The organism is Cellulomonas pasadenensis (assembly GCF_047229365.1).
Lineage (GTDB): Bacteria > Actinomycetota > Actinomycetes > Actinomycetales > Cellulomonadaceae > Cellulomonas.
The window spans coordinates 23,982-44,738 of record NZ_JBFTEP010000013.1; the positions used below are offsets into that span (position 1 = coordinate 23,982).

17 protein-coding genes are annotated in these 20,757 nt (G+C 75.7%); 4 read left to right on the plus strand and 13 right to left on the minus strand.

Translation table 11 applies throughout. The features are described 5' to 3' along the window. Positions 1–71 precede the first annotated feature (71 nt). The 6 genes from AB6N23_RS03505 to AB6N23_RS03530 all read right to left on the minus strand — a co-directional run bounded on the left by AB6N23_RS03505 (position 72) and on the right by AB6N23_RS03530 (position 6,770). Positions 72–1,061, minus strand: a complete 990-nt coding sequence (locus AB6N23_RS03505) for a Gfo/Idh/MocA family oxidoreductase (RefSeq protein WP_412864726.1) — start codon at positions 1,059–1,061, stop codon at positions 72–74. Further along, positions 1,061–2,158 (minus strand): DegT/DnrJ/EryC1/StrS family aminotransferase, encoded by a 1,098-nt coding sequence (locus AB6N23_RS03510; protein ID WP_412864711.1) that lies wholly within the window; start codon positions 2,156–2,158, stop codon positions 1,061–1,063. The genes AB6N23_RS03505 and AB6N23_RS03510 overlap by 1 nt, the downstream gene beginning before the upstream one ends. After that, on the minus strand, positions 2,155–2,778 hold the full coding sequence (locus AB6N23_RS03515) for an acyltransferase (protein WP_412864712.1): 624 nt from the start codon (positions 2,776–2,778) through the stop codon (positions 2,155–2,157). The genes AB6N23_RS03510 and AB6N23_RS03515 overlap by 4 nt, the downstream gene beginning before the upstream one ends. Then, positions 2,753–4,072 carry a nucleotide sugar dehydrogenase gene (locus tag AB6N23_RS03520; RefSeq protein WP_412864713.1) on the minus strand — a complete coding sequence of 440 codons (1,320 nt, stop codon included), beginning with the start codon at positions 4,070–4,072 and terminating at the stop codon, positions 2,753–2,755. Before AB6N23_RS03520 ends, AB6N23_RS03515 begins: the two co-directional genes overlap by 26 nt. Positions 4,073–4,404: 332 nt before the next feature. Next, complete coding sequence (locus tag AB6N23_RS03525; protein WP_412864714.1) at positions 4,405–4,890, minus strand: peptidase; 486 nt, start codon at positions 4,888–4,890, stop codon at positions 4,405–4,407. Between the two features lie 125 nt (positions 4,891–5,015). Next, positions 5,016–6,770 (minus strand): DUF4012 domain-containing protein, encoded by a 1,755-nt coding sequence (locus tag AB6N23_RS03530; protein WP_412864715.1) that lies wholly within the window; start codon positions 6,768–6,770, stop codon positions 5,016–5,018. A 310-nt stretch (positions 6,771–7,080) separates the two neighbouring features. On the opposite strand from AB6N23_RS03530, the gene AB6N23_RS03535 reads away from it, so the two are divergent. Together AB6N23_RS03535 and AB6N23_RS03540 are read left to right on the plus strand one after the other, a co-directional pair. After that, entirely contained in the window at positions 7,081–7,659 is a 579-nt protein-coding gene (locus AB6N23_RS03535; RefSeq protein ID WP_412864716.1) for an arsenate reductase/protein-tyrosine-phosphatase family protein, read from the plus strand. Positions 7,660–7,682: 23 nt separating this feature from the next. Next, complete coding sequence (locus AB6N23_RS03540; protein ID WP_412864717.1) at positions 7,683–7,982, plus strand: DUF2530 domain-containing protein; 300 nt, start codon at positions 7,683–7,685, stop codon at positions 7,980–7,982. Between the two features lie 36 nt (positions 7,983–8,018). On the opposite strand, the gene AB6N23_RS03545 is transcribed toward AB6N23_RS03540, so the two are convergent. The 6 genes from AB6N23_RS03545 to AB6N23_RS03570 form a co-directional block, all read right to left on the minus strand. Continuing rightward, positions 8,019–8,825: a CAP domain-containing protein gene (locus tag AB6N23_RS03545; RefSeq protein WP_412864718.1), complete on the minus strand. Its 807-nt coding sequence runs from the start codon at positions 8,823–8,825 to the stop codon at positions 8,019–8,021. 72 nt (positions 8,826–8,897) lie between these two features. After that, complete coding sequence (locus AB6N23_RS03550) at positions 8,898–9,158, minus strand: YbdD/YjiX family protein (RefSeq protein ID WP_412864719.1); 261 nt, start codon at positions 9,156–9,158, stop codon at positions 8,898–8,900. 11 nt (positions 9,159–9,169) lie between these two features. Then, a complete protein-coding gene (locus tag AB6N23_RS03555) occupies positions 9,170–11,470 on the minus strand; it encodes a carbon starvation CstA family protein (protein ID WP_412864720.1) in 2,301 nt (766 codons plus the stop codon). A gap of 105 nt (positions 11,471–11,575) precedes the next feature. Next, positions 11,576–14,821 (minus strand): sacsin N-terminal ATP-binding-like domain-containing protein, encoded by a 3,246-nt coding sequence (locus tag AB6N23_RS03560; RefSeq protein WP_412864721.1) that lies wholly within the window; start codon positions 14,819–14,821, stop codon positions 11,576–11,578. After that, entirely contained in the window at positions 14,818–15,954 is a 1,137-nt protein-coding gene (locus AB6N23_RS03565; protein WP_412864722.1) for a DUF3027 domain-containing protein, read from the minus strand. Before AB6N23_RS03565 ends, AB6N23_RS03560 begins: the two co-directional genes overlap by 4 nt. Position 15,955: 1 nt before the next feature. Beyond that, on the minus strand, positions 15,956–16,339 hold the full coding sequence (locus AB6N23_RS03570) for a cold-shock protein (RefSeq protein WP_378200120.1): 384 nt from the start codon (positions 16,337–16,339) through the stop codon (positions 15,956–15,958). Between the two features lie 157 nt (positions 16,340–16,496). On the opposite strand from AB6N23_RS03570, the gene AB6N23_RS03575 reads away from it, so the two are divergent. After that, positions 16,497–16,871, plus strand: coding sequence for a TraR/DksA family transcriptional regulator (locus tag AB6N23_RS03575; protein WP_412864723.1), 375 nt, complete (start codon positions 16,497–16,499; stop codon positions 16,869–16,871). A gap of 18 nt (positions 16,872–16,889) precedes the next feature. Here AB6N23_RS03575 and AB6N23_RS03580 read toward each other — a convergent pair whose 3' ends face one another. After that, complete coding sequence (locus AB6N23_RS03580; RefSeq protein ID WP_412864724.1) at positions 16,890–18,152, minus strand: M20 metallopeptidase family protein; 1,263 nt, start codon at positions 18,150–18,152, stop codon at positions 16,890–16,892. 470 nt (positions 18,153–18,622) lie between these two features. On the opposite strand from AB6N23_RS03580, the gene AB6N23_RS03585 reads away from it, so the two are divergent. Next, positions 18,623–20,757 (plus strand): helicase-associated domain-containing protein (locus AB6N23_RS03585; protein WP_412864725.1); only part of this gene is annotated, 2,135 nt, incomplete at its 3' end.

Sequence of the window (20,757 nt, forward strand, 5' to 3'; positions counted from 1 at the left end):
TGTTCCCGCCACCCATGTCGCGTGCTCCTGTCTCGACCACCCTCCAGCACCGCGCGGCAGGGGCCGCCGGGTCAGCCGACCGTCGTAACCGCACGGTCCCGCGCCGATGCCAGGGCCGCCTCGACTGCCATCAAGGTCTGGAGCCCCTGCTCCATCGTCACGACGTCGCTCGGCTTCCCGAGGACGGCGTTACGAAACGCCTCGTGCTCGACCCGCAGCGGCTCGCGCTTCGGGAACGCGAAGCGCGTCACGTCCCCCTCCGTCACGCCCCGAAAGGCGGCGACCTGGTCCCACTCGAAGCGGACGGTGCCGTTCGCGTAGAAGGTCAGGTCCCCTGTGCCGGTGTCGGCGACGAAGGTGCCCTTTTCCCCCGTCACGATCGTCACGCGTTCCTTCAGCGGGCTCAGCCAGTTGACCAAGTGGTTGACGACAACGCCCGACACGAGCTGGCCGGTGATGGCGATCAGGTCCTCGTGCTCCCGGCCGGACTGGTGGGCGGTGTGCGCGAATACAGACGCGTACGGGGACTGCGCCACCCACGCGGTCAGGTCGACGTCGTGCGACGCGAGGTCCTTCGCGACGCCGACGTCGGCGATCCGCGCCGGGAACGGTCCTTGGCGACGCGTCTGTATCTGGTAGACGGTGCCGAGCTCGCCCGCGGCCAGGCGTCGGCGCAGCTCCTGCAAGGCCGGATTGAACCGCTCGATGTGACCGACGGCGCCTACGAGACCAGCCGCGGCGAAGGCGTCAACCATACGGCGGCCCGCGTCGAGCGAGTGGGCGATGGGCTTCTCCACGAGCGTGTGGACGCCGGCGTCCGCGAGACGCAGCGCGGCCTCCTCGTGGAACTGCGTCGGGACGGCTACCACCGCCACGTCGAGCCCCGCGGCGATGAGCGCGTCGACGTCGGGCAGGATCGCGAGGTCGCCGGCGACACCGTGCGGATCGCCACCCGCGTCGGCGATCGCCACAAGCTCGACGCCCGGCATCTCGCGCAGCACGCGCGCGTGGTGACGCCCCATCATCCCGACGCCGAGCAGGCCGGCACGCAGCGTGCTCATCACGCGCCCGCCCGGACGAGGGCGTTTACCGCGGCGACGATGCGCTCGAGGTCCGCCTGCGACAGCGACGGGTGGACCGGCAGTGAGACGACCTCCCGGGCGGCCCTCTCCGTCTCAGGGAGGTCAAGCGCCGGCGCGTAGCGCGCCAGCGACGGCAGCCTGTGGTTCGGGATCGGGTAGTACACACCACTCCCGATCCCGTGCTCCTCGCGCAGCGCGCGGACGAAGCCGTCACGGTCCTCGCCCACGCGGATCGTGTACTGGTGGTAGACGTGCACAGCCCCCTCCTCGACAGGGGGAACGACCACGCCTGTGAGCCCGGAGTCGAAGAAAGCCGCGTTGGCCTGACGCGCACGCGTCCACTCGTCGACCTTCGTGAGCTGCACCCGGCCGATCGCGGCATGGACGTCGGTCATCCTGGCGTTGAACCCCACGACCTCGTTCTCGTACTGCTTCTCCATGCCCTGGTTCCGCAGCAGTCGGACGCTCCGGGCGATTTCGCCTGACCCGGCGACCACCATGCCGCCCTCTCCGCTGGTCATGTTCTTCGTCGGGTAGAGGCTGAACATCGCGAACTCGCCGAAGGACCCCACCGGCCGCCCATCGAGCGAGGCGCCGTGCGCCTGCGCCGCGTCCTCGTAGAGGGCGATGCCGTGCCGGTTCGCGATGGCCTCCAGCTCCCGGACCCGCGCCGGGTGTCCGTACAGGTGCACCGCGAGGATGCCCTTCGTACGCGGCGTGATCGCGGCCTCCACCGCGACCGGATCCAGCGAGAACGTGTGCGGCTCGATGTCCGCGAACACGGGGGTGGCTCCGGTGAGCGCCACGGAGTTGCCGGTGGCCGCGAAGGTGAACGACGGGACGATAACCTCGTCCCCCGGACCGACCCCTGCCGCCAGCAGACCCAGGTGCAGTCCGGACGTCCCCGAGTTCACGGCGACACTCGGACGACCGAGTCGGAAGTGCTCGGAGAACTCCTCCTCGAAGGCCGCGACCTCCGGCCCCTGCGCGATCATGCCGCTGCGCAGCACCCGGTCGACAGCCGCGCGCTCGTCGTCGCCGATGATCGGCTTGGCAGCGGGGATGAATTCGGTCACGGCACTTCCTCCGTCAGGAGGCCATCGGCCTCGATGTAGCGTTCGCCGGTCACGGGACAGACCCAGACCCCGGCACCGTCGCCGGCGACCAACGGCTGCCCGGCCTTGCCGACCCAGCCCACCCGGCGCGCCGGGGTCCCGACCACGACCGCGAAGTCGGGCACGTCGCGGATGACCACCGAGCCGGAACCCACGAGCGCCCACTTGCCGATCCGGACCGGCGCCACGCAGGTGGAACTGGCTCCGATAGAGGCTCCGCGGTCGATGGTCACTCCCACCGGCTGCCAGTCCGACGCTGCCTTGCGCGTGCCGTCGGGATTGATCGCTCGGGGGTAGTGATCGTTGGTGAGGACCACCGCGGGTCCGATGAAGACGCCGTCGGCCAGGTGCGCAGGCTCGTAGACGAGCGCGTAGTTCTGCACCTTGCAGCTGTCACCCATGACGACGCCCGAGCCGACGTACGCACCACGACCGATGATGCAGTCACGGCCGAGACGTGCCCCCTCACGGACCTGGGCGAGGTGCCACACGGAGGTCCCCTCGCCGAGGAGAGCGTCTGCCGCCACGTCTGCGGAGTCGGCGATGCGCACGTGGTCAGGCACGGCCGGCCAGCTGGTCATGGGCGCCCATGCCGACGACGATGCGCGGCGTTCCCCTCCATGCGGCGGCGTCGGTGATGTTCCGCCCGTCGACCAGCAGCCGGATTCCCGGCAGCTCCGCCGCCGTCAGCTCGCGGTAGACGCTGTGGTCGGCCTGCACGACGACCAGGTCGACCGGGCCGCCCATCGCGTAGGGCTCGAAGCCCAGTGCACGCAGCTCGTCATCGCTGTACAGGGGGTCGTGCACACGCACCGTCGAACCGTGCGCCCGTAGCGCCTCGACCGTCGCGAACACGCCGGAGAACGCCGTCTCCTTCACCCCGCCGCGGTACGCGGCGCCGAGGACCACCGCCTGGAGACCGTCCAGCGAGCCGAGGAGGCTCGCGGCCTGCTCCACGAGACGCGCAGGCATGGAGGCGTTCAGCAGTCGTGCTGTGCGCACGATCTCAGCGTCCGGGTCGGTCGACAGGTACAGGCGCGGGTACACGGGGATGCAGTGCCCGCCGACGGCGATGCCGGGGCGGTGAATGTGGCTGTACGGCTGCGAGTTGCACGCCTCGATCACCTGGTGCACGTCGATCCCGTTGTCGGACGCGAACAAGGCGAACTGGTTCGCGAGACCGATGTTCACGTCGCGGTAGGTCGTCTCCGCGAGCTTCGCGAGCTCCGCGGCCTCGGCGCTCCCGAGGTCCCACACGCCGTTCGGCCGAGGCAGGTCGCCGCGGTCGTCGAACTGGAGAACCGACTCGTAGAAGTCGCGTGCCTTCTCGGCACCCGCGGCGGAGAGCGCACCGACGAGCTTGGGATACTTCCGCAGATCTGCGAAGACGCGGCCAGTGAGAACGCGCTCGGGCGAGAAGACCAGGTCGAAGTCCTCGCCCTCGCGAAGACCGGAGACCTCCTCCAGGATCGGCTTCCAGCGCTTGCGCGTGGTGCCGACGGGAAGGGTCGTCTCGTACGAGACGAGCGTGCCCGGCGTGAGATGCTCAGCCAGCGACCGGGTCGCTGCGTCCATCCACGCGAAGTCCGGCTCCCACGTCGCGTCGTCGACGAACAGCGGCACGACGATGACGACCGCGTCGGCGCCGGGGACCGCATCCCCGTAGTCAGTCGTGGCGCGCAGGCGGCCCGTCGGCACGAGCTCAGTGAGCTTCTCCTGGAGGCCGGCTTCACCCGGGAAGGGCTCCGTCGCCGAGTTCACCAGGCGTACGACCTCGGCGTTGACGTCGACGCCAACAACATCGTGGCCGGAGGCTGCGAACTGAACGGCGAGCGGAAGCCCGATCTTTCCCAGAGCCACTACGGCGATGCGCATACCAGGAGCCTAACTGTTGAACGCGGACCCGTTTGCGCGGTACAAATTCCCGCATTTCGTCGCGGGCGAGCCGTTCCGGTCGTGGGGATGGCGAGACCTCCCCGCAGCACGCGCGACGACCACTCCCGCGGCAGGGATATACGAACCAGCCTTTCGGGGCAGCCCTAGAGACAGCGGAACGACGTGGGGCTATGCGGCGTCAACTTCAGGCGGCTGAGAGCCGCGTCGGTAACGCACCGCGCACATAGCCGGCCGAAGACGCCTTGCACCGCTCAACGCGAGATGGACCCGGGGCTTCGGCCCCGGGCCCATCTTCACGTTGCGAGGGGGTATCAGACGCCAGCGGTCTGACGGCGGCGGACGACGTACACCGCGCCCGCGCCGAGGGCGATCACGCCGGCCGCACCGAGTCCGAGGGCCAGCGGGTCCGCACCGGTCACGGCGAGCGCGCCGCTACTACCGGCCGAACCGGAGGCACCGCCGGCCGCGGCGGCGGCACGGACGGTGACGGTCGAGTCGGCGACCAGCGCGCCCGACTCGTCGGTGACCGCGAGGCGGAAGCTACCGGCCGAGCGGAGCGTCACCGTGAAGGCGACGGTGTTGCTCGTCGCCGTCTTCGTGAGCGACGCGGTACCGGCGATCTGGATGTCGCTGCTCGGGATCGACGCCGGGTTCGACGTGATGGTGAGCGTGTAGTCCTCGCCGACGGTGGCGCCCTCGAAGACGACCTGGAACGACTCACCCGGGGCGGGCGTCGAGTCGCTCACCTCGAAGTCGGTGCCGGGCGCGACGTACGCCTGCGCGGCAGCAGCGGGCACGAGCACGAGTGCCGCGGCAGCGGCGAGGGAAAGAAGACGACGGTTCACGATGGGCCCCCCCGTTGGGCTGTACAGCTGGGCTGAGCAGCCCTGGACAGATCGAACGTCTCACAGCATACGCATCATCACGAACAACGCCAGCCATCGTCCACGTTCACCTGCTGATCGATCAGCGGAGTCATGCGGACGACTGGTCGACCGTTTTGTGACGGGCCGGTACGGAATCGGTACTTCATCCCCATCGACTCACCGGGAGCCAGCTCGATCGTCCTCGCGAGGACGGAGAGGCCGTCGTGCACGTGCGATGCACCGCCCGTCGTGCCGTCGCTCGCCACGGCGTCCTCGATGTAGCCGTCGCTCGGCGCGTACGCCAACGCGTTGAACCGCATCCTGCCCGGCTCGAGCACCCGTCCCCCGCTGATGTAGGGCGGCATGTCCACGACCTCGGGCGGAGCCGTCGACGTGAACGTGACGTCCATGGCGATCAGGCGCGTACCGTCGACCGCGCACTCGCCGGGAGACACGCGCACCTCGGTCCGCAGGTAGTACCCGATCTTCGACCCGGTGCCGTCGTTGAGGAAGAGCCCCAGCACGGGGTCACCGTCACGGACGCCGCGGAGCTCCCCGCTCAGCACCGTGCCGGCGAGGCGCGCCTGCTCCTTCTCCCGCGCCGACCACACCGTCAGCTGACCGCGATCCGCCGCCCCGGCAAGCGCCGTGATGGTCGCAGCAGGGCTTCCCTCTCCCGCGAGCGCGGCGTCGAAGACCGCCTTGCCGGTCGCCGCGTAGAACGCGTCCTGCTCGACCGTGTCCTCCACCAGGCGGTAGACGGTGTTGTTCAGCACCTCCACCGCGTTCTCTGCCGTCAGCTCCGGCCCCACCGCGTCCTGGACGGCTCCGGGCGGGATCGGCACCGAGCCCGTCGACCCGAGGACGGCGGCCAGCGCACCGGTGTCGAGCGAGACCACACCGGACACCGCACCACCAATCTGCTGCTCCCAGATCGCCTTTGCCATCTCGGCGGCGCGGGGGAAGTCCGGCGTGAACGTCACGTCCGCCATGTACCTGCCCAGCTGGTCGCCGAGGAGGAACCGCTCGACGTTGCTGACGGGGAGCGCCGGCTCGGGCAGCGAACCGAGTGGGCCCGAGGCGTTGCGCAGCTCCACCAGCTCCACGGCACCGGCGTCCGCCCGCAGCAGGATCACCGCACCGGGGATGCCGCCGAGAGCGCGCGGCTCCGCGTTGTTCTGCACCAGCAGGAGGTAGTCGCGAGGACCGTCCGCCCCGAGCATCGGGGGCAGCAGCTGCACCGCTCGCGCCGCGGTGGCGGTGGTCATCGCCACCTGCTGCACCTGTGTGGCGAGCTGCTCGACCGGGCCGCCAACAGCGCTCACGAGTCCCTCGGTGTCGATCGCCGTGACGCGCTCGAGGGCGTCCTGCACGGTCGCGTCGGCAGCGACCACCACCGGCGCGGCCGCCTGCAGCGGCGCCAGGTCGACGCGCCCGTCCGTCGGCGCCAGCCGCGCGGGGTCGACCAGCTCGGTCGCGTCCATGAGGCCTGGCAGCGCGTCCGTCGCCAGCGAGTCGACGACCTCCGCGACCGTCTGCACGGCACGCACGTCGTCACCGAACCACGGCAGCGCCTCGGCGATCGACCAGTGCGGGCCGTGGGTGCGCGCCTGCGCCGCCTCGGCGTGGTCCTGCAGCTCGGCCAACGTCGTCGCAGCGGCGTCACGGTCGCCGTTCACGACGTGGTCCTGCAGCGTCGTCACGAGGCCGGCTCCCGCGAGCAGCTCGTCCCGCGCACGCAGGCCGTCCACGGCCAGCCAGGCGCCGAGCCCCAGGACGACCAGCAGGACGCCGGAGCAGACCAGCAGCATGACCCGCCGACCACGGCGTGCGGGCCGGCGTGCCGGCGCCCGGCGACGGCTCCGAGGTGCGTCCGCCGGCATCGGCTCCCACTGCTGCTCCGCGCGGATCGAACCGTCACCGATGCTCGTCACTCGCCCCCCATGCACTGCGCGTCTCCCCTACGGCGCCGCGAGTCTACGCAGCGCCCCTGTGCGCGCCGGGAGCCACGTCGCGCACCGCCCGGCACGTCCCGGTCCGCGTCGGGACGCCCGAGATGGGGCGCGGCACATCGGGTGACACGGCACCTGAGCGCCGCGAGGGGTCCGGCAGGATGGTCCGGTGACCACGCCTCCCGACCCCGCTCGCATCCTCACCGTGTGCACCGGGAACATCTGCCGCTCCCCCGCCGTCGAGCGGCTGCTGCGCCAGCGGCTGGCGGGCACGGACGTCGTCGTGGAGTCCGCGGGCACGCGGGCGGTCGTCGGGTCGGGCGTGAGCGCGCCGATGGTGCCGCTCATGGCGGCCGCGGGCGCGAGCGCCGACGGGTTCGTCGCGCGGCAGCTCACACCGGCGGTGCTGCGGGACGTCGACCTAGTCGTCGCGCTCACGCGCGGGCACCGGTCCGCCATCGTCGAGCACGCGCCCGCCGCGGTGCGCCGCACGTTCACGCTGCTCGAGCTGGCGCGGCTGCTGCGGCACGTCGACCCCGCCGCCCTCGCGGCCGCCGGTGCCACGCCCGGCGAGCGGGTGCGCGCCCTGCCGGCGCTCGCCGCGGCCGTGCGGCACCTCGCCGGCGGCGGGGACGACGACGTCGTCGACCCCATCGGCCAGTCCGACACCGTGTACCGGGCGTCGTTCGACGCGATGGCACCGGCCGTCGACGCGCTCGCCGCCGCCCTGACGTCTCCCGGGCGCTGACGCCCCCGCACTACGATCGGCGGGTGCGCTCCCTCCTCGACGTCCTCCTGCACCCGCAGCGCACACCGCCCCCGCCGCTCGACGTCGACCTCACCCGCGTGATGTCCGGCGGCACCGTCGTGTGGGCGCTCGCGCTGCTGGTCAGCACGGCCCTGTGGGCGTCCGGGCACGCGACGGGCCTCACCGTCGCCGTGTGCGTCGCCGGCACGCTCGTCGGCATCGTCGGGATCGTCTGGTCCCGCGCGCACCAGCCGCAGCCGGGCAGCGACCAGACGGGCGCCGACCAGCCCGGGACCGACCGCGCGGGCGTCGACGCCGCCTGACGGCCCCGGCGCGTCGCCGCGGCGGAGCAGGACCGCTCAACCCAGGAACACCTGCGCGCACAGCCACCCGCGCGGACCCGACGTGCAGCCCACGCCTATCTGCCCGTACGACGTCCGCAGGATGTTCGCCCTGTGCCCCGACGAGTTCATCCAGCCCGTCACCGCCGCCTCGGCGGTCGGGTAGCCGAGCGACAGGTTCTCGCCCACCGTCCGCGACGGGCAGGCCGCGAGGATCGGCTGCAGCGGGTCGTGCTCGAACCGGCCCTCCGCCACCAGCACCGCGGTGCGGGCGAGCGCCTGCTGCGCCGCGCACGCCGACACCGCGAGATCGCCCAGCCCGGCGGCGCGGCGCTCGGCGTTCGTCAGCTCGACGATCCGGGCGGCCATGGCGTCGGCCGGTGCGGACGCCGGCGCGGCGGCGGGCGCCGCCTCCGGGGCCGCGGCGGCCTGCTGCCGGCGGGGCTCCGGCGCGGGCTCGGGAGCGGGTGCTGCGGGCGCCTCGGGGGCCGGCTCCGGTGCGGCGGCCGCCTCCGGGGTGACCGTCGGCTCGGGCGGCGCGGCGGTCGGTGTCGGGGCGGCGGTCGCGGAGGCGGTCGGCGACGCCGTGGGCGTCGCGGCCCGCTCGGCGGTGCGCGAGGCGGCGTCGTCGCGGCGGTCGTCCACCTCGACGGCCGCGGTCAGCGCGACCGGGGCCTGCGCACCCGGCGCGAGGGCGACGACGGCACCGGACGCGAGGGCCAGCGCGCCGACCGGCGCGAGCAGCCGCGACCACGGCCCGCGGCGCCGCCGGCGCTGCTGCCAGCGTCGGATCTCGCGTCGGCGGACCACCGGGAGCTCGGGCACGGCGGTGACGTTACCCGACCGTGACCTTTCGGGGTCAAACGGACAGGTCAGGCGCCCAGGACGGCGGCCGCCTCAGCAGCACCGCCCCTGCGGCGACCGGTCCTGCCGGTCCGTGCGGTCGCGCCAGAACTCGCGCGCCGTCATCACCCCCGGGTCGCCCGGCGAGCGCCCGTGCGCGGCCTCGTGCTCGAGGTACCGGTCGTAGGCGTCCTCGCCGAGCAGCGCGCGCAGGAACCGCACGACGGCGTGCCACCGCGCCGCCGTCGTCCCCCGCGCCGCCGTCGTCGCCCGCGCCGTCGTCCCCCGCGCCCTCGTCCCCCGCGTCGTCGTCACCCGCGTCGCCGTCACCCGTGCCCCCCGGACCGCACGCGCGGGTGCGCCTCCTCGTGCTCGCGCCACCGCGCCTCGAGCTCCTTCTCGGGCGGCGTCGGCAGGAACCCGGCGGGCGCGAAGATCCGCGACGGCGTCGCCGGCACCTCGGCGCTCGGCGCCCCGCCGGACCGCACCGACCGGTACGTCGCCCACGCGGCCGTGAGGATGACGACGATCGCGAGCGTCACGAACAGCACGGACAGCACGCCCTGGATCATCGTGTTGCGCACCACCGCGCGCATCGCCTCGACGCTCGTCGCCGTGCCGAAGCTCGTCTCCCCCGCGTCCAGCGCGTCCCGGAACGCGCGGTGCTGCGCGAAGTACCCGATGGCCGGGACGGGCGAGAAGATCTTCTGGAACGACGCCGTGATGGTCACCGCCGCCGCGAACCCCAGCGGCAGCAGCACCACCCACAGGTACCGGGCGCGCCCGTGCTTGGCGATGATCGCCATGCACACCGCGAGCGCGATGGCCGCGAGCAGCTGGTTCGCGATGCCGAACAGCGGGAACAGCGTGTTGATGCCGCCGAGCGGGTCGGTGACGCCCATGAGCAGCACCGCGCCCCACGCGGCGACCATCACCCCGGTCGCGACCCACGCGCCCACCCGCCACGACGTGTCGCGGAACCGCGGGATGACGTTGCCGATGCTGTCCTGCAGCATGAACCGCGCCACGCGCGTGCCGGCGTCGACGGCGGTGAGGATGAACAGCGCCTCGAACATGATCGCGAAGTGGTACCAGAACGCCATCATCCCGGAGCCGCCGACCACCTGCTGCATGATGTGCGCGAGGCCCACCGACAGCGTCGGGGCGCCGCCCGTGCGGGACACGATCGTCTCCTCGCCGACGTCGCTCGCCGTCTGCTCGAGCATCTGCGGCGTCAGGTCGACGCCCGTCAGGCCCAGCCCGTTGACGAACGCGACGGCACCCTCCACGGTGCCGCCCGTCGCGGCCGCCGACGCGTTCATCGCGAAGTAGATGCCGCGGTCGATCGACAGCGCCGCGACCAGCGCCATGATCGCCACGAACGACTCCATGAGCATGCCGCCGTAGCCGATGAGGCGCGTCTGGCGCTCCTTCTCGACGAGCTTCGGGGTGGTGCCCGACGCGATGAGCGCGTGGAAGCCGGACAGCGCACCGCACGCGATCGTCACGAACAGGAACGGGAACAGCGACCCCGCGACGACCGGCCCGGTGCCCGTGCTCGCGAACTCGCTGACCGCCGGCTGCTCCAGCACCGGCCGCACGACGACGATCGCGACGGCGAGCATGACGATCGTGCCGATCTTCATGAACGTCGACAGGTAGTCGCGCGGCGCGAGCAGCAGCCACACCGGCAGCACCGCGGCGACGAACCCGTACACGACGATGCCCCACGCGATGGTCGTGCGGTCGAGCGTGAACAGCTCCACGCCCCACGACGTCTCGGCGATGAGGCCGCCGCCGACGATCGCCGCGAGCAGCAGCACGAACCCGATGACCGACACCTCGGCGACCTTGCCGGGCCGCAGGAACCGCAGGTACACGCCCATGAGCAGCGCGATCGGGATCGTCATCGCCACCGAGAAGACGCCCCACGGGCTCTCCGCGAGCGCGTTGACGACCACCAGCGCCAGGATCGCGACGATGATCACCATGATGACGAGCGTCGCCAGCAGCGCCGCCGTCCCACCGACGACGCCGAGCTCGTCCCGCGCCATCTGCCCGAGCGAGCGGCCGCCGCGGCGCATCGAGAAGAACAGCACCAGGTAGTCCTGCACCGCACCCGCCAGCACGACGCCGACGATGATCCAGATGGTCCCCGGCAGGTAGCCCATCTGCGCCGCCAGCACCGGCCCGACCAGCGGCCCGGCGCCCGCGATCGCGGCGAAGTGGTGCCCGAACAGCACGCGGCGGTCCGTCGTGACGAAGTCCTTGCCGTCCGCGGAGTACTCGGCGGGCGTCGCGCGCCGGTCGTCCGGGCGCAGCACGTGCTTCTCGATGTACCGCGAGTAGAACCGGTACGCGATGAGGTACGTGCAGACGGCCGCGAACACGAACCAGATCGCGTTCACCGTCTCGCCGCGCACCACCGCGATGACCACCCACGCCACGCCGCCCAGCAGCGCGACCGCCGCCCACACCGCGATGCGCAGCGGCGTCCAGCGGCGGTGCTCCGCCTCGACGGCGTCCGCGTCCAGCGCCACCGGCGGCAGCGCCGGGTCCTGCACCAGCACGTCCTGCTCCCGCACGTGCCCGTCGCGTCCGCGCGCGGGCCCCCTGCGATCGGCCATGTCATCTCCCCCTCGAGACCGGCTCTGCGTCTCGCACAGTAGCGAGCGGGGACGGAAGCGCGCGGTGGGAGCGGGTGGGCGTGGCGAGGAAGGCGTGGCGGGCGCTCAGCCGAGCAGGACGTCGAGGACGGCGTCCGGGCGGCCCGGCTCGACCAGGAGCGCCTCGAGCGCCGCGCGCAGGTGCCACGCGCCGGCGGCGGCCGCCAGGCCCGCGGCGAGGCCGGCCAGGTGCACGGCGTGCACGCGCGCGTCGGCGCCCGCGCCCTCGACCCACCACTCGACCGGCTCGCCGTCGACCGTGAGGTCGTCGTGCCGCTCCCAGACGGCCGGGACCCCGGTGAGCAGGTCGGCGACCGCGTCCGGCACGGGCTCGACGTCCCCGGGCTCGTCGACGCGCCCGTCGGCGGACTCCGCGGCGCGCGGCACGTCGAGGCGCTCGGCGACGCGGGGGGCGTTCGTGCCGGGCGGGACGGGCACCACGGCCCCCAGGTCGCGGCGCTGCCACCACGACGGGCCGTCGGCGACGACGGCGGACGACGCCTCCGCGACGACGGCGGGGCCCGCGTCCGGGTCGCCGGTCAGCGCGACGACGACGTCGGGGGCGAGCGCGCCCGGGACGTCGTCCGCCGCCCACGCCCGCCACACGGCCGCCGCGACCGCCGGCGGCACGCGCGTGCCCGGCGGGCCCAGCCGGTCGAGCACCTCGTCCCAGTCCGCCGGGCCCAGCTCCGCGAGCGAGCCGACGCCGCCGAGCGCGCGCAGCACGTCCGGGTCCAGGTGGGCGTACGCGCGCGGCACGGGCGGCAGCAGGCCCGCCGGCGCGTCCGACCCCGCCAGCGCGAACACCGCCGGCAGCGACGGCTCCACGCGCGTACGAAGCCACCACGCGGCGTACGACGGCAGCGGCGTGCCCGCGCCCTCCGCACGGGCGGGCGTCAGCAGCGCCGCGCGCAGGTGCGGGCGGGACGCCACGTGCACGAGCACGTCCGGCCACGCGTCCTCCGCCACGGCGTCGAGGTCCGCGACCGCGTCCACGTCTCCCACGTACAGGCCCGCGCCGACCGCGTCGGCGAGGTGGTCGACGTACTCCGTCCAGCCGTCCAGGGACGCCGCGGCGAGCGCCGCCGGGTCGTCCGGGTCGTCGTCCGCGAGCACGCCCGTGACGACGTCCGGCACGCGCGTGACGACGAGGTCCGCGCGGACGCCCACCGCCGTGAGGACCGCCGGGCCCCAGCGGTCGACGGCGTCGAGGGCGACCGGGGCGAGCACGCGGTCGTCGAGCAGGGCCGCCGCCGGGGAGCCCGGCAGGACGAGCCCGTGCGCCGGCGACGGCTCGCCGTCGGCGGCGTGGAGGGTGAGGAGGCCGAGCCAGGGGGCGGCGTCCGGGGGGACGAGGTCGTGGGAAGGGGCGACGTGGGCGGGGGCGTCGTGGGCGGGAGCGGCGTGGGTGTGGACGTCGTGGGAAGCCGCGGCGTCGCGGACCGCCGGCAGGGCCGCGACCAGGTCGAGGACGGCGTCGGTGACGCGCCGGGCGTGGTCGAGGTCGTCGTCGTCGGCCTGCGCGAGGACCGCGGCGCGCACGGCCGGGTGCGCGAGCAGGGCCGCCGCGTCCGGCTGGTCCGCACCGAGGCGCACGAGCAGGGGGCGGGCCGCGCGCGGGTCGACGACGCGCAGGCCGCCCGCGCGGAGGACGGCGAGGGTGTCGGGCGCGAGCGCGTCCGCGAGGTCGCCGTCGAGGACCGCCGTGCCGCGCGCCCCGCGGACCGTGCGGCCGTCGGCGAGCGGCACGGGCAGCGCGCCCAGCGACTCGCGCGTGCGCGGGTCGGCGGCCGCCGGCTCGAGGGCGTCGTAGAGGGCCGGCCAGTCGACTCCGTCGCCCGCGGGCAGGTCGTCGACGACCTCCGCGAGCGTGCGCTCCTCGACGCCGAGCGCGCGGGCGGCGGCGCGGCCGGCGGGCGGGACGTCGACGAGGCCGGCCAGGACGGTGCCGAGCGCGCGGACCGCGGCCGGGTCGGTGAGGTCGCGGACGAGGGTCGCGTCGCGCGGGGCGACGCGGGGGGTGCGGGGTGCGGTGGGCCGTTCGTCGGCTGCCGCCGGGTCGGGCGTCGTCGGGTCGGGGGTCACGGGGTCGGCGGTCACAGGGTCGGCGGTCACGGGGTCGGCGGTCACGGCTGCGGGCGTCGCCGGGGTGAGGACGGGCGTGCGGGTCAGCGCCGCGACGGCGCGCTCGCGCAGGGCCGCGTCGAGCGGGCCGTCCGGCAGGCCCGTCGGGACGAGGTCGAGGACGTCGCGACCGGCGGCGGCGAGGTCGCCGAGGAGCGCCGCGTAGGCGTCGGCGGCGTGGTCCAGGACGGCGTCGGTGAGGGGGCCGGCGACGACGTGCCGGCGCGACGGGTCGAGCGGGAGCGTCGCGACGAGCAGCGCCGGCAGGCCGAGGGGCTCGTCCGTGGGCGTCGGCGCGTGCACCACCCCGGGCGGTCGCACGCCCGCGCCGTCGCGCGGCACCGCCCACGTGACGCGCCAGCGGCGGGCGCTGCGCTCCTCGACCGGCCGGTCGGCCGTCAGCGCCAGCGGCAGCTCCCCCTCGACCGTGCGGACGTGCCAGCGGTCCGTCACCGCCGCGAGCCGGCGCGGGGGCGCGTCGTCGTCCTCGACGACCACCTCGACGAGCCCCGGCAGCGCGAGCAGCAGCGCGTCGCCGACCTCGGCGAGCAGCGCGCGCACCGCGTCGGCCGCGGCGGCGTCGCGGAGCGTGAGGACGACCGCCGTGTCGTAGCCGGCGGGTGGGCGGGCGTCGGACTCCCACGGCAGGCGCAGCGCCGGCAGCGACCCCTCGCGGCGGTCGGCCTCCGCGGCCAGCTCGGGGCGGCCGTGGGACGCCTCGCGCGCGGCGGTGTCCGCGAGGGCGGCGCGGGTGGCGTCCAGCGAGAACCGCACCGCGCCCGTGGTGGAGGCGACCGTCACGTCGTCCGCGACCGCGCGCACCGCCGCGAAGCCGACGCCGAACCGCCCGACCGTTGACGGCGCCGCGTCCCGCTTGGCCGACGCGCGCATGGAGGCGAGCGAGGCCACGCCGACGGCGTCGAGGGGCGCACCCGTGTTCGCGGCGACGAGCTCCGCGACGCCGGTCGGGCCGGTCGTCAGGCGCAGCAGCAGGCGCCCCGGGACGCCCGCGCGGGCCGCCGCGTCGGCGGCGTTCTGGGCGAGCTCGACCACCACGCGGTCGCGGTAGTAGCCGCGGGCGTGGTCCTCCTCGGTGTTCGCGTCCTCGCGCAGACGCGCGGGCGACGCCCGCCACGCCTCCAGCACCGCCGCGCGCAGGGCGGCGGTGCCGAAGACGTCGGCGGTCACGGGAGGGCGGGTGCGTCGCCGCCGTCGGGGGTCTGGTCGGCGGGGGTGGCGTCGTCGGGGGTGGCGGCGTCGGTCGGGGTGTCGTCAACGGGGCTGTCGTCCGCGGGGCTGTCGTCCGCGGGGCTGTCGTCCGCGGGGGCGCCCTCGGCGACCGCGGACTCGGCCGGCGTCGGCGCGGCGGCGTCCTCGTCGGCCGGCACGTCCTCCGTCGCGGGCGACTCGCCCTCGGGCGCGGGCGCCGTCTCACCGGTCACCGCGTCGCCGACCTCCTCCGCGGGCGCGGCGGGCGTCGGGACGTCGTCGGGCGGCGTCGCGTCGGACGGCTCGTCCGTCGACTCGTCCACCGGCACGACGACGACCGGCTCGGGCTCCACCGGCGCGGCGCGGCCGCGGTCGACGACGTCGATGCTGGTCTCGTCGATGAGCGGGTCCGGTGCGGGCCACTCCGACGGCACCGGCTCGACGTCGGTCTCCGAGTGCGCGCCGCAGCCGTGGTCGAGGCTGACGACCTTGCCGTCGTCCGGCGACCACGCGTTCGCGCACACGCCGAACACCGTGCCGAGCGACCCCTGCAGCTTCACCAGGAACCCGCACGACGCGCACGCCGCCGCGGACGCGACCGCACCGGCGCTCGTCGGCCCGCGGGACCCGCGGTACCAGCGCTCGGCGGCCTCGTCGCGGCCCTGCGGGGACAGCACCCGCACGCGCGCGAGCGCGAACTCGTCGATCGCGACCTCGTCGAGCTCGGGGTCGCCCGTGGGCGTCCAGCCCGGCTCGAGGCGCGGGTCGTCGGGGCGGAACGGCAGCACGTCGCCCGGGCCGATGTCGCCGGGGCGCAGGCGCTCCGACCACGGCACCCACGGGCGCGGCAGGATCGCGTCGTCGCCGGGCAGCAGCTCCGCCTCGCACACCGTGGCGGTGCGGCCGCGGGGCACGCGCGCGACCGTCACGGTCCACGCCCACCCGCGGTACCCGCGCGCGGTGCACGCGAACCGGTGGGACACGAGCCGCTCCGACTCGCGCACGGCGCCCAGGTACTCGCCGACGTGCGTCGGCTCCTCGGCGATCTCGACCGCGACCTCGCGCGCGAGGTCGACGGCACGGTCGAGGACGGCGTCCTTCGTCGCGGCCACGTCAGGCCTCGAGCTTGTCCGCGACGGCGCGCAGCAGCGTGGCGTACTGCCCGGCGCGCGCCCCCTCGGGGTACCGGCCGCGACGCAGGTCGTTGCCGACCTTGTCGAGCACCTTGATGAGGTCCTCGACGACCACGGCCATCTCGTCGGCGGGCACGCGCTTCGCCTTCACGACGGACGGGACGGGGTCGAGGACGGTGACCGAGAGCGCCTGCGGGCCGCGCCGGCCGTCGGCCACGCCGAAGTCCACGCGCGTGCCGGGCTTGGGCGCGGTGACGCCCGCGGGCAGCGCGGACGCGTGCAGGAACACCTCGCCACCGTCGTCGCTGGCGATGAAGCCGAAGCCACGCTCGGTGTCGAACCACTTGACCTTGCCGGTGGGCACTGCCGACTCCTCGGAAAGACGCGTGCGCCCACGGCACGTGGACGCACATCCAGGCTACCGGCAGGCGCACGCGCATAGGGGACGTGCCCGCGGGCGCGCGGGCGGCCCGCGGCGGACGTCGGCGGCGGATGTCGGTGGCCGGTGCTGGACTGTGCAGGTGGAGGTCACCCGGGTGGACGCGGACGAGCCCGTCGCCGACCGTGCCCGCGCGCGGCTGCTCGAGCTGCGCGCCGAGGCGGCGGACCGCCTCGCGTCGCTGGGTGCCGCGCGCACCGACGTCGTGGACGCGGCGCGGGGCGCCAACGTGGACGACGAGCACGACCCCGAGGGCGCGACGATCGCGTTCGAGCGCGCGCAGCTCGAGGCGCTCGCGGCCGACGCGGGGCGGCGGCTCGTCGAGGTCGACGCGGCGCTCGCCCGGCTCGACGCCGGCACGTACGGGGTGTGCGCGGTCGGCGGGGAGCCGATCGACGCGGCCCGGCTGGTGGCGCGCCCGACCGCGACGACGTGCGTGCGGCACGCGTCGGGCTGACCGGGTGGTGGGCGGGCCTCAGCCCTCCGCGAGGCGGTCCAGCGCGAGCGCGGCGAGCAGGGCCGAGCCGGCCGCGAGCGCGTCGTCGGCGAAGCGGGCGCGCGGCGAGTGGTTGTACGGCGCGGTGGCGGGGTCGTCGCCGTGCGGCGTGGCGCCGACGAACACGAACGCGCCCGGCACCTCCTGCAGCACGTAGCTGAAGTCCTCGGCACCGGGCACGGGTGCGTCGGCCGTGACCCACGCGGCGTCCCCGAGCAGCGCGCGGCTGACGCGCTCGGCGCGGTCGGCCTCGTGGGCGTCGTTGGACGTCACCGGGTAGCCGCGCTCGTAGTCGACGGTCGCGGACAGGCCGTGCGCCGCCGCGACGTGCTCGGCGAGCCGCGCGACCCGGTCGGGCACCACCGCGTGCGTCGCCGCGCTGAACGTGCGGACCGTCGCCTCGATGTGCGCGTCGTCGGGGATGACGTTGTCGCGGTTGCCGGCGCGGACGTGCCCCACCGTGACGACCAGCGGGTCGAAGACGTCGAACTGGCGCGTCACCATCGCGTGCAGGGCCAGCACGATCTCGGCGGCCACGGGCACCGGGTCCTGCGCGAGGTGCGGCTTCGAGGCGTGCCCGCCCCGCCCGTGCACGGTGATGCGGACCGTGTCGGACGCCGCCATCATCGTCCCCGGCCGCCCCGAGACGACGCCCGCGGGCAGGAGCGACGACACGACGTGCAGCCCGTACGCGGCGACGGCGCGCGTGCCGGCGGCCTCGAGCACGCCCTCGTCGATCATCAGGCGCGCGCCGTGCCACCCCTCCTCGCCCGGCTGGAACATGAGGACGACGGACCCGGCGATCTCGTCCCGCCGCGCCGCGAGCAGGCGCGCCGCGCCGACGAGCCCCGCGACGTGCAGGTCGTGCCCGCACGCGTGCATGACGCCCGGCCGCTCGGAGGCGAACTCCTCGCCCGTCTCCTCGGCCACGGGCAGCGCGTCCATGTCGCCGCGCAGCAGCACCGCCGGGCCGGGGCGTCCGCCGCGCAGCACCGCGGTGACCGACGACAGCCCCCGGCCGGTGTGCACCTCGAGCCCGAGGTCCGCGAGCGCGTCGAGGACGAGGCGCTGCGTGTCCGGCAGGTCGAGCCCGATCTCGGGGACGCGGTGCAGCGCGTGGCGCAGCGCCGCCGTGCGCGGCAGGTCCGCCAGGGCGTCGGCGCGCAGCGCGGCGAGGACGTCGGCGGTCACCGCCGTGCCGGTCGTGCCGTCCGCTCCCGTGGTGCCGGTCCGCTCGTCCACGTCTGCCACCTCTCGTCGCCCGGTCGTCCCACCATCCCACACGGCACGACCGCGAGACCGGGCCGTGCCTTCGGGGGCCGCGGACGCCGCGGCGACACCGACGGCCGCCCACCGCGGCGCGCGACCCGGCCGTCGTGCAGCCATCCCGGCTCCGGACGCTGCACAAGCACCGGTTCGACGCGCTGCCGACGCGTCGACCCCCGGCCGACCGACCAGCCCACGAACCGGCCGTTGTACGGCCGTCCCGGCCCCGGACGCTGCACGACCACCGGTTCGACGGACGCCCGACGCGTCGACCCGCGACTGACCGGCCACCGGACCGAGCAACCCGCGAACCGGCCGTCGTGCAGCGATCCCGGCTCCGGACGCTGCACAAGTACCGGTTCGACGCGTCATGGTGGCCGGGCGACGGGGCAGGTGAGGGGCCGTTGCGGCGGTGCCGGGTCCGCCGCGCTCGTATCGTGGTGCGGATGGCCACGTTCTCCGGGTACCTGCGGGCGCGCAGCGACGACGACCTCGTCGCCCTGCTCGCGCGCCGTCCCGACCTGGCCACGCCCTCGCCGGCGACCCTCGCGTCGCTCGCCGCGCGGGCCACGAGCAGGTCCAGCCTGGACCGCGCGCTCTCCGGCGCCGACGGGCTCGTGCTGCAGGTCGTCGAGTCGGTCGTCGTCCTCACCGAGGACCCGCAGGCGCCCGCGCCGCGCCCCGACGACGTCGTGCGCGCGGTCGGCGCCGACGCGGACGACGAGGCCGCCGCGGCCGTGCACCGGGCCCTCGGCACCGCGGTCGACCTGGCGCTGCTGTGGTCCGACGACGCCGGCCTGCACGCCGCGCCGGGCCTGCCGGACGCGCTGGGCGCCACCGTGGCCGGCCTGGCGCCCGTGTCCGAGCGGCGCCGCACGGGCGTCGACGCCCCCGCCGACCCGCGCACCGTGCTCGCCGACGCACCGCCCGCGGCCGGGCAGGTGGTCGACGCGCTGCTGTGGGGCCCGCCCGTCGGACGCGCCCCGGCCGGCGGCCCCGCGGCGGACGCCGTCGACTGGCTCGTGCGGCAGGGGCTGCTCGTGCGCGGCGACGACCGGCACGTCCTGCTGCCGCGGGACGTCGCCCTGCTCCTGCGCGCCGGACGCACGCACCGCGCACCGGCGCTCGCGCCGACCGCCGCCGCCGACGCGCCCGTGCGCCCCGCCGCGCTGGTCGCCGCGGAGTCGACGGCCGCCGCGGAGCGGACGGTCCGGCTCGTGCGCCAGCTGGTGGAGCTGTGGGAGCAGTCGCCGCCGGGCGTGCTGCGGGCCGGCGGGCTCGGCTCGCGCGACCTGCGGCGCACCGCGCAGGCGCTCGACGTCGAGGACGGCGACGCCGCGTGGCTCGTCGAGACCGCCGGGTCCGCCGGGCTCGTCGCCGACGACGGCGAGGAGACGCCCGCGTTCGTCCCGACGGTCGAGTCGGACGTGTGGGACGCCGAGGACGTGCCGCACCGCTGGGTGCGGCTCGCGCGGGCGTGGCTGCTCTCGGCCCGGACGCCGTGGCTCGTGGGCGAGCGCGACGAGCGCGGCACGCTGCGGGCGGCGCTCGACCCGGAGCTCGCGCGGCCGTGGGTGCCGCGGCTGCGCCGCACGGTGCTCGACGTGCTCGCGGACCTGCCGCCCGGCACGTCCCCCACCGCCGACGACGTGCACGCGCTGCTGCGCTGGCGGACGCCCCGCGCGGTGCCGCCGCGTACCGCGGTCGACGCCGTGCTCGACGAGGCCGGGAGGCTCGGCGTGCTCGGCGCCGGCGCGCTGTCCGGTGCGGGTCGGGCGCTGCTCGCCGAGGACGCCGCGCTCGACGGCGGCGACCCCGCGTCCGCCCCCGACCCGGCCGCGGCCCTCGCCGCCGACCTGCCCGACGCCGTCGACGAGGTGCTGCTGCAGGGCGACCTGACGGGTGTCGTCCCCGGGCGGCCGAGCGCCGCGCTCGAGGAGCTGCTGGAGAGCGCCGCGCGGGTCGAGTCCCGCGGCGGCGCGGTCACGGTGCGGTTCACGACGGAGACGGTGCGCCGCGCGCTCGACGCCGGCGCGTCGGCGGACGAGCTGCTCGCGCGGCTGGGTGCGGCGTCGCGCGGGCGCGTGCCGCAGCCGCTCGAGTACCTGGTCCGGGACGTCGCCCGCCGGCACGGACGCCTGCGGGCGGGCGCCGCGTCGGCGTACGTGCGGTCGGACGACCCCGCGCTGCTCGCCGGGCTCGCGGACGACCCGCGGCTCGCCGGCCTCGGCCTGCGCGCGCTCGCGCCGACCGTGCTCGTCGCCGACGCCACGACCGCCGAGCTGCTCGACGTGCTGCGGGCCCGCGGGCTGGCCCCCGTCGCCGAGGACGCGCGCGGTGCCGTCGTGCACGCGCTCGCCCCCGCGCGCCGGGTGCGGGGACGCGCCGCGGTGCGGGCGCGGCGGCGGACCGCCGACGGCGGCGCGGTGCACCAGCCGGACGTGCGGGCGCGCGCGGCGCGGGTCGTCGACGTGCTGCGCCGGGCCGACGCCAGCGCCGTGGCGGTCGCCCCGGGGGACGTCGAGCCGGGCGGGACGCGCGTGCCCCCGGCCGGCACCCCGACCGGGCGGGTGCTGGGACG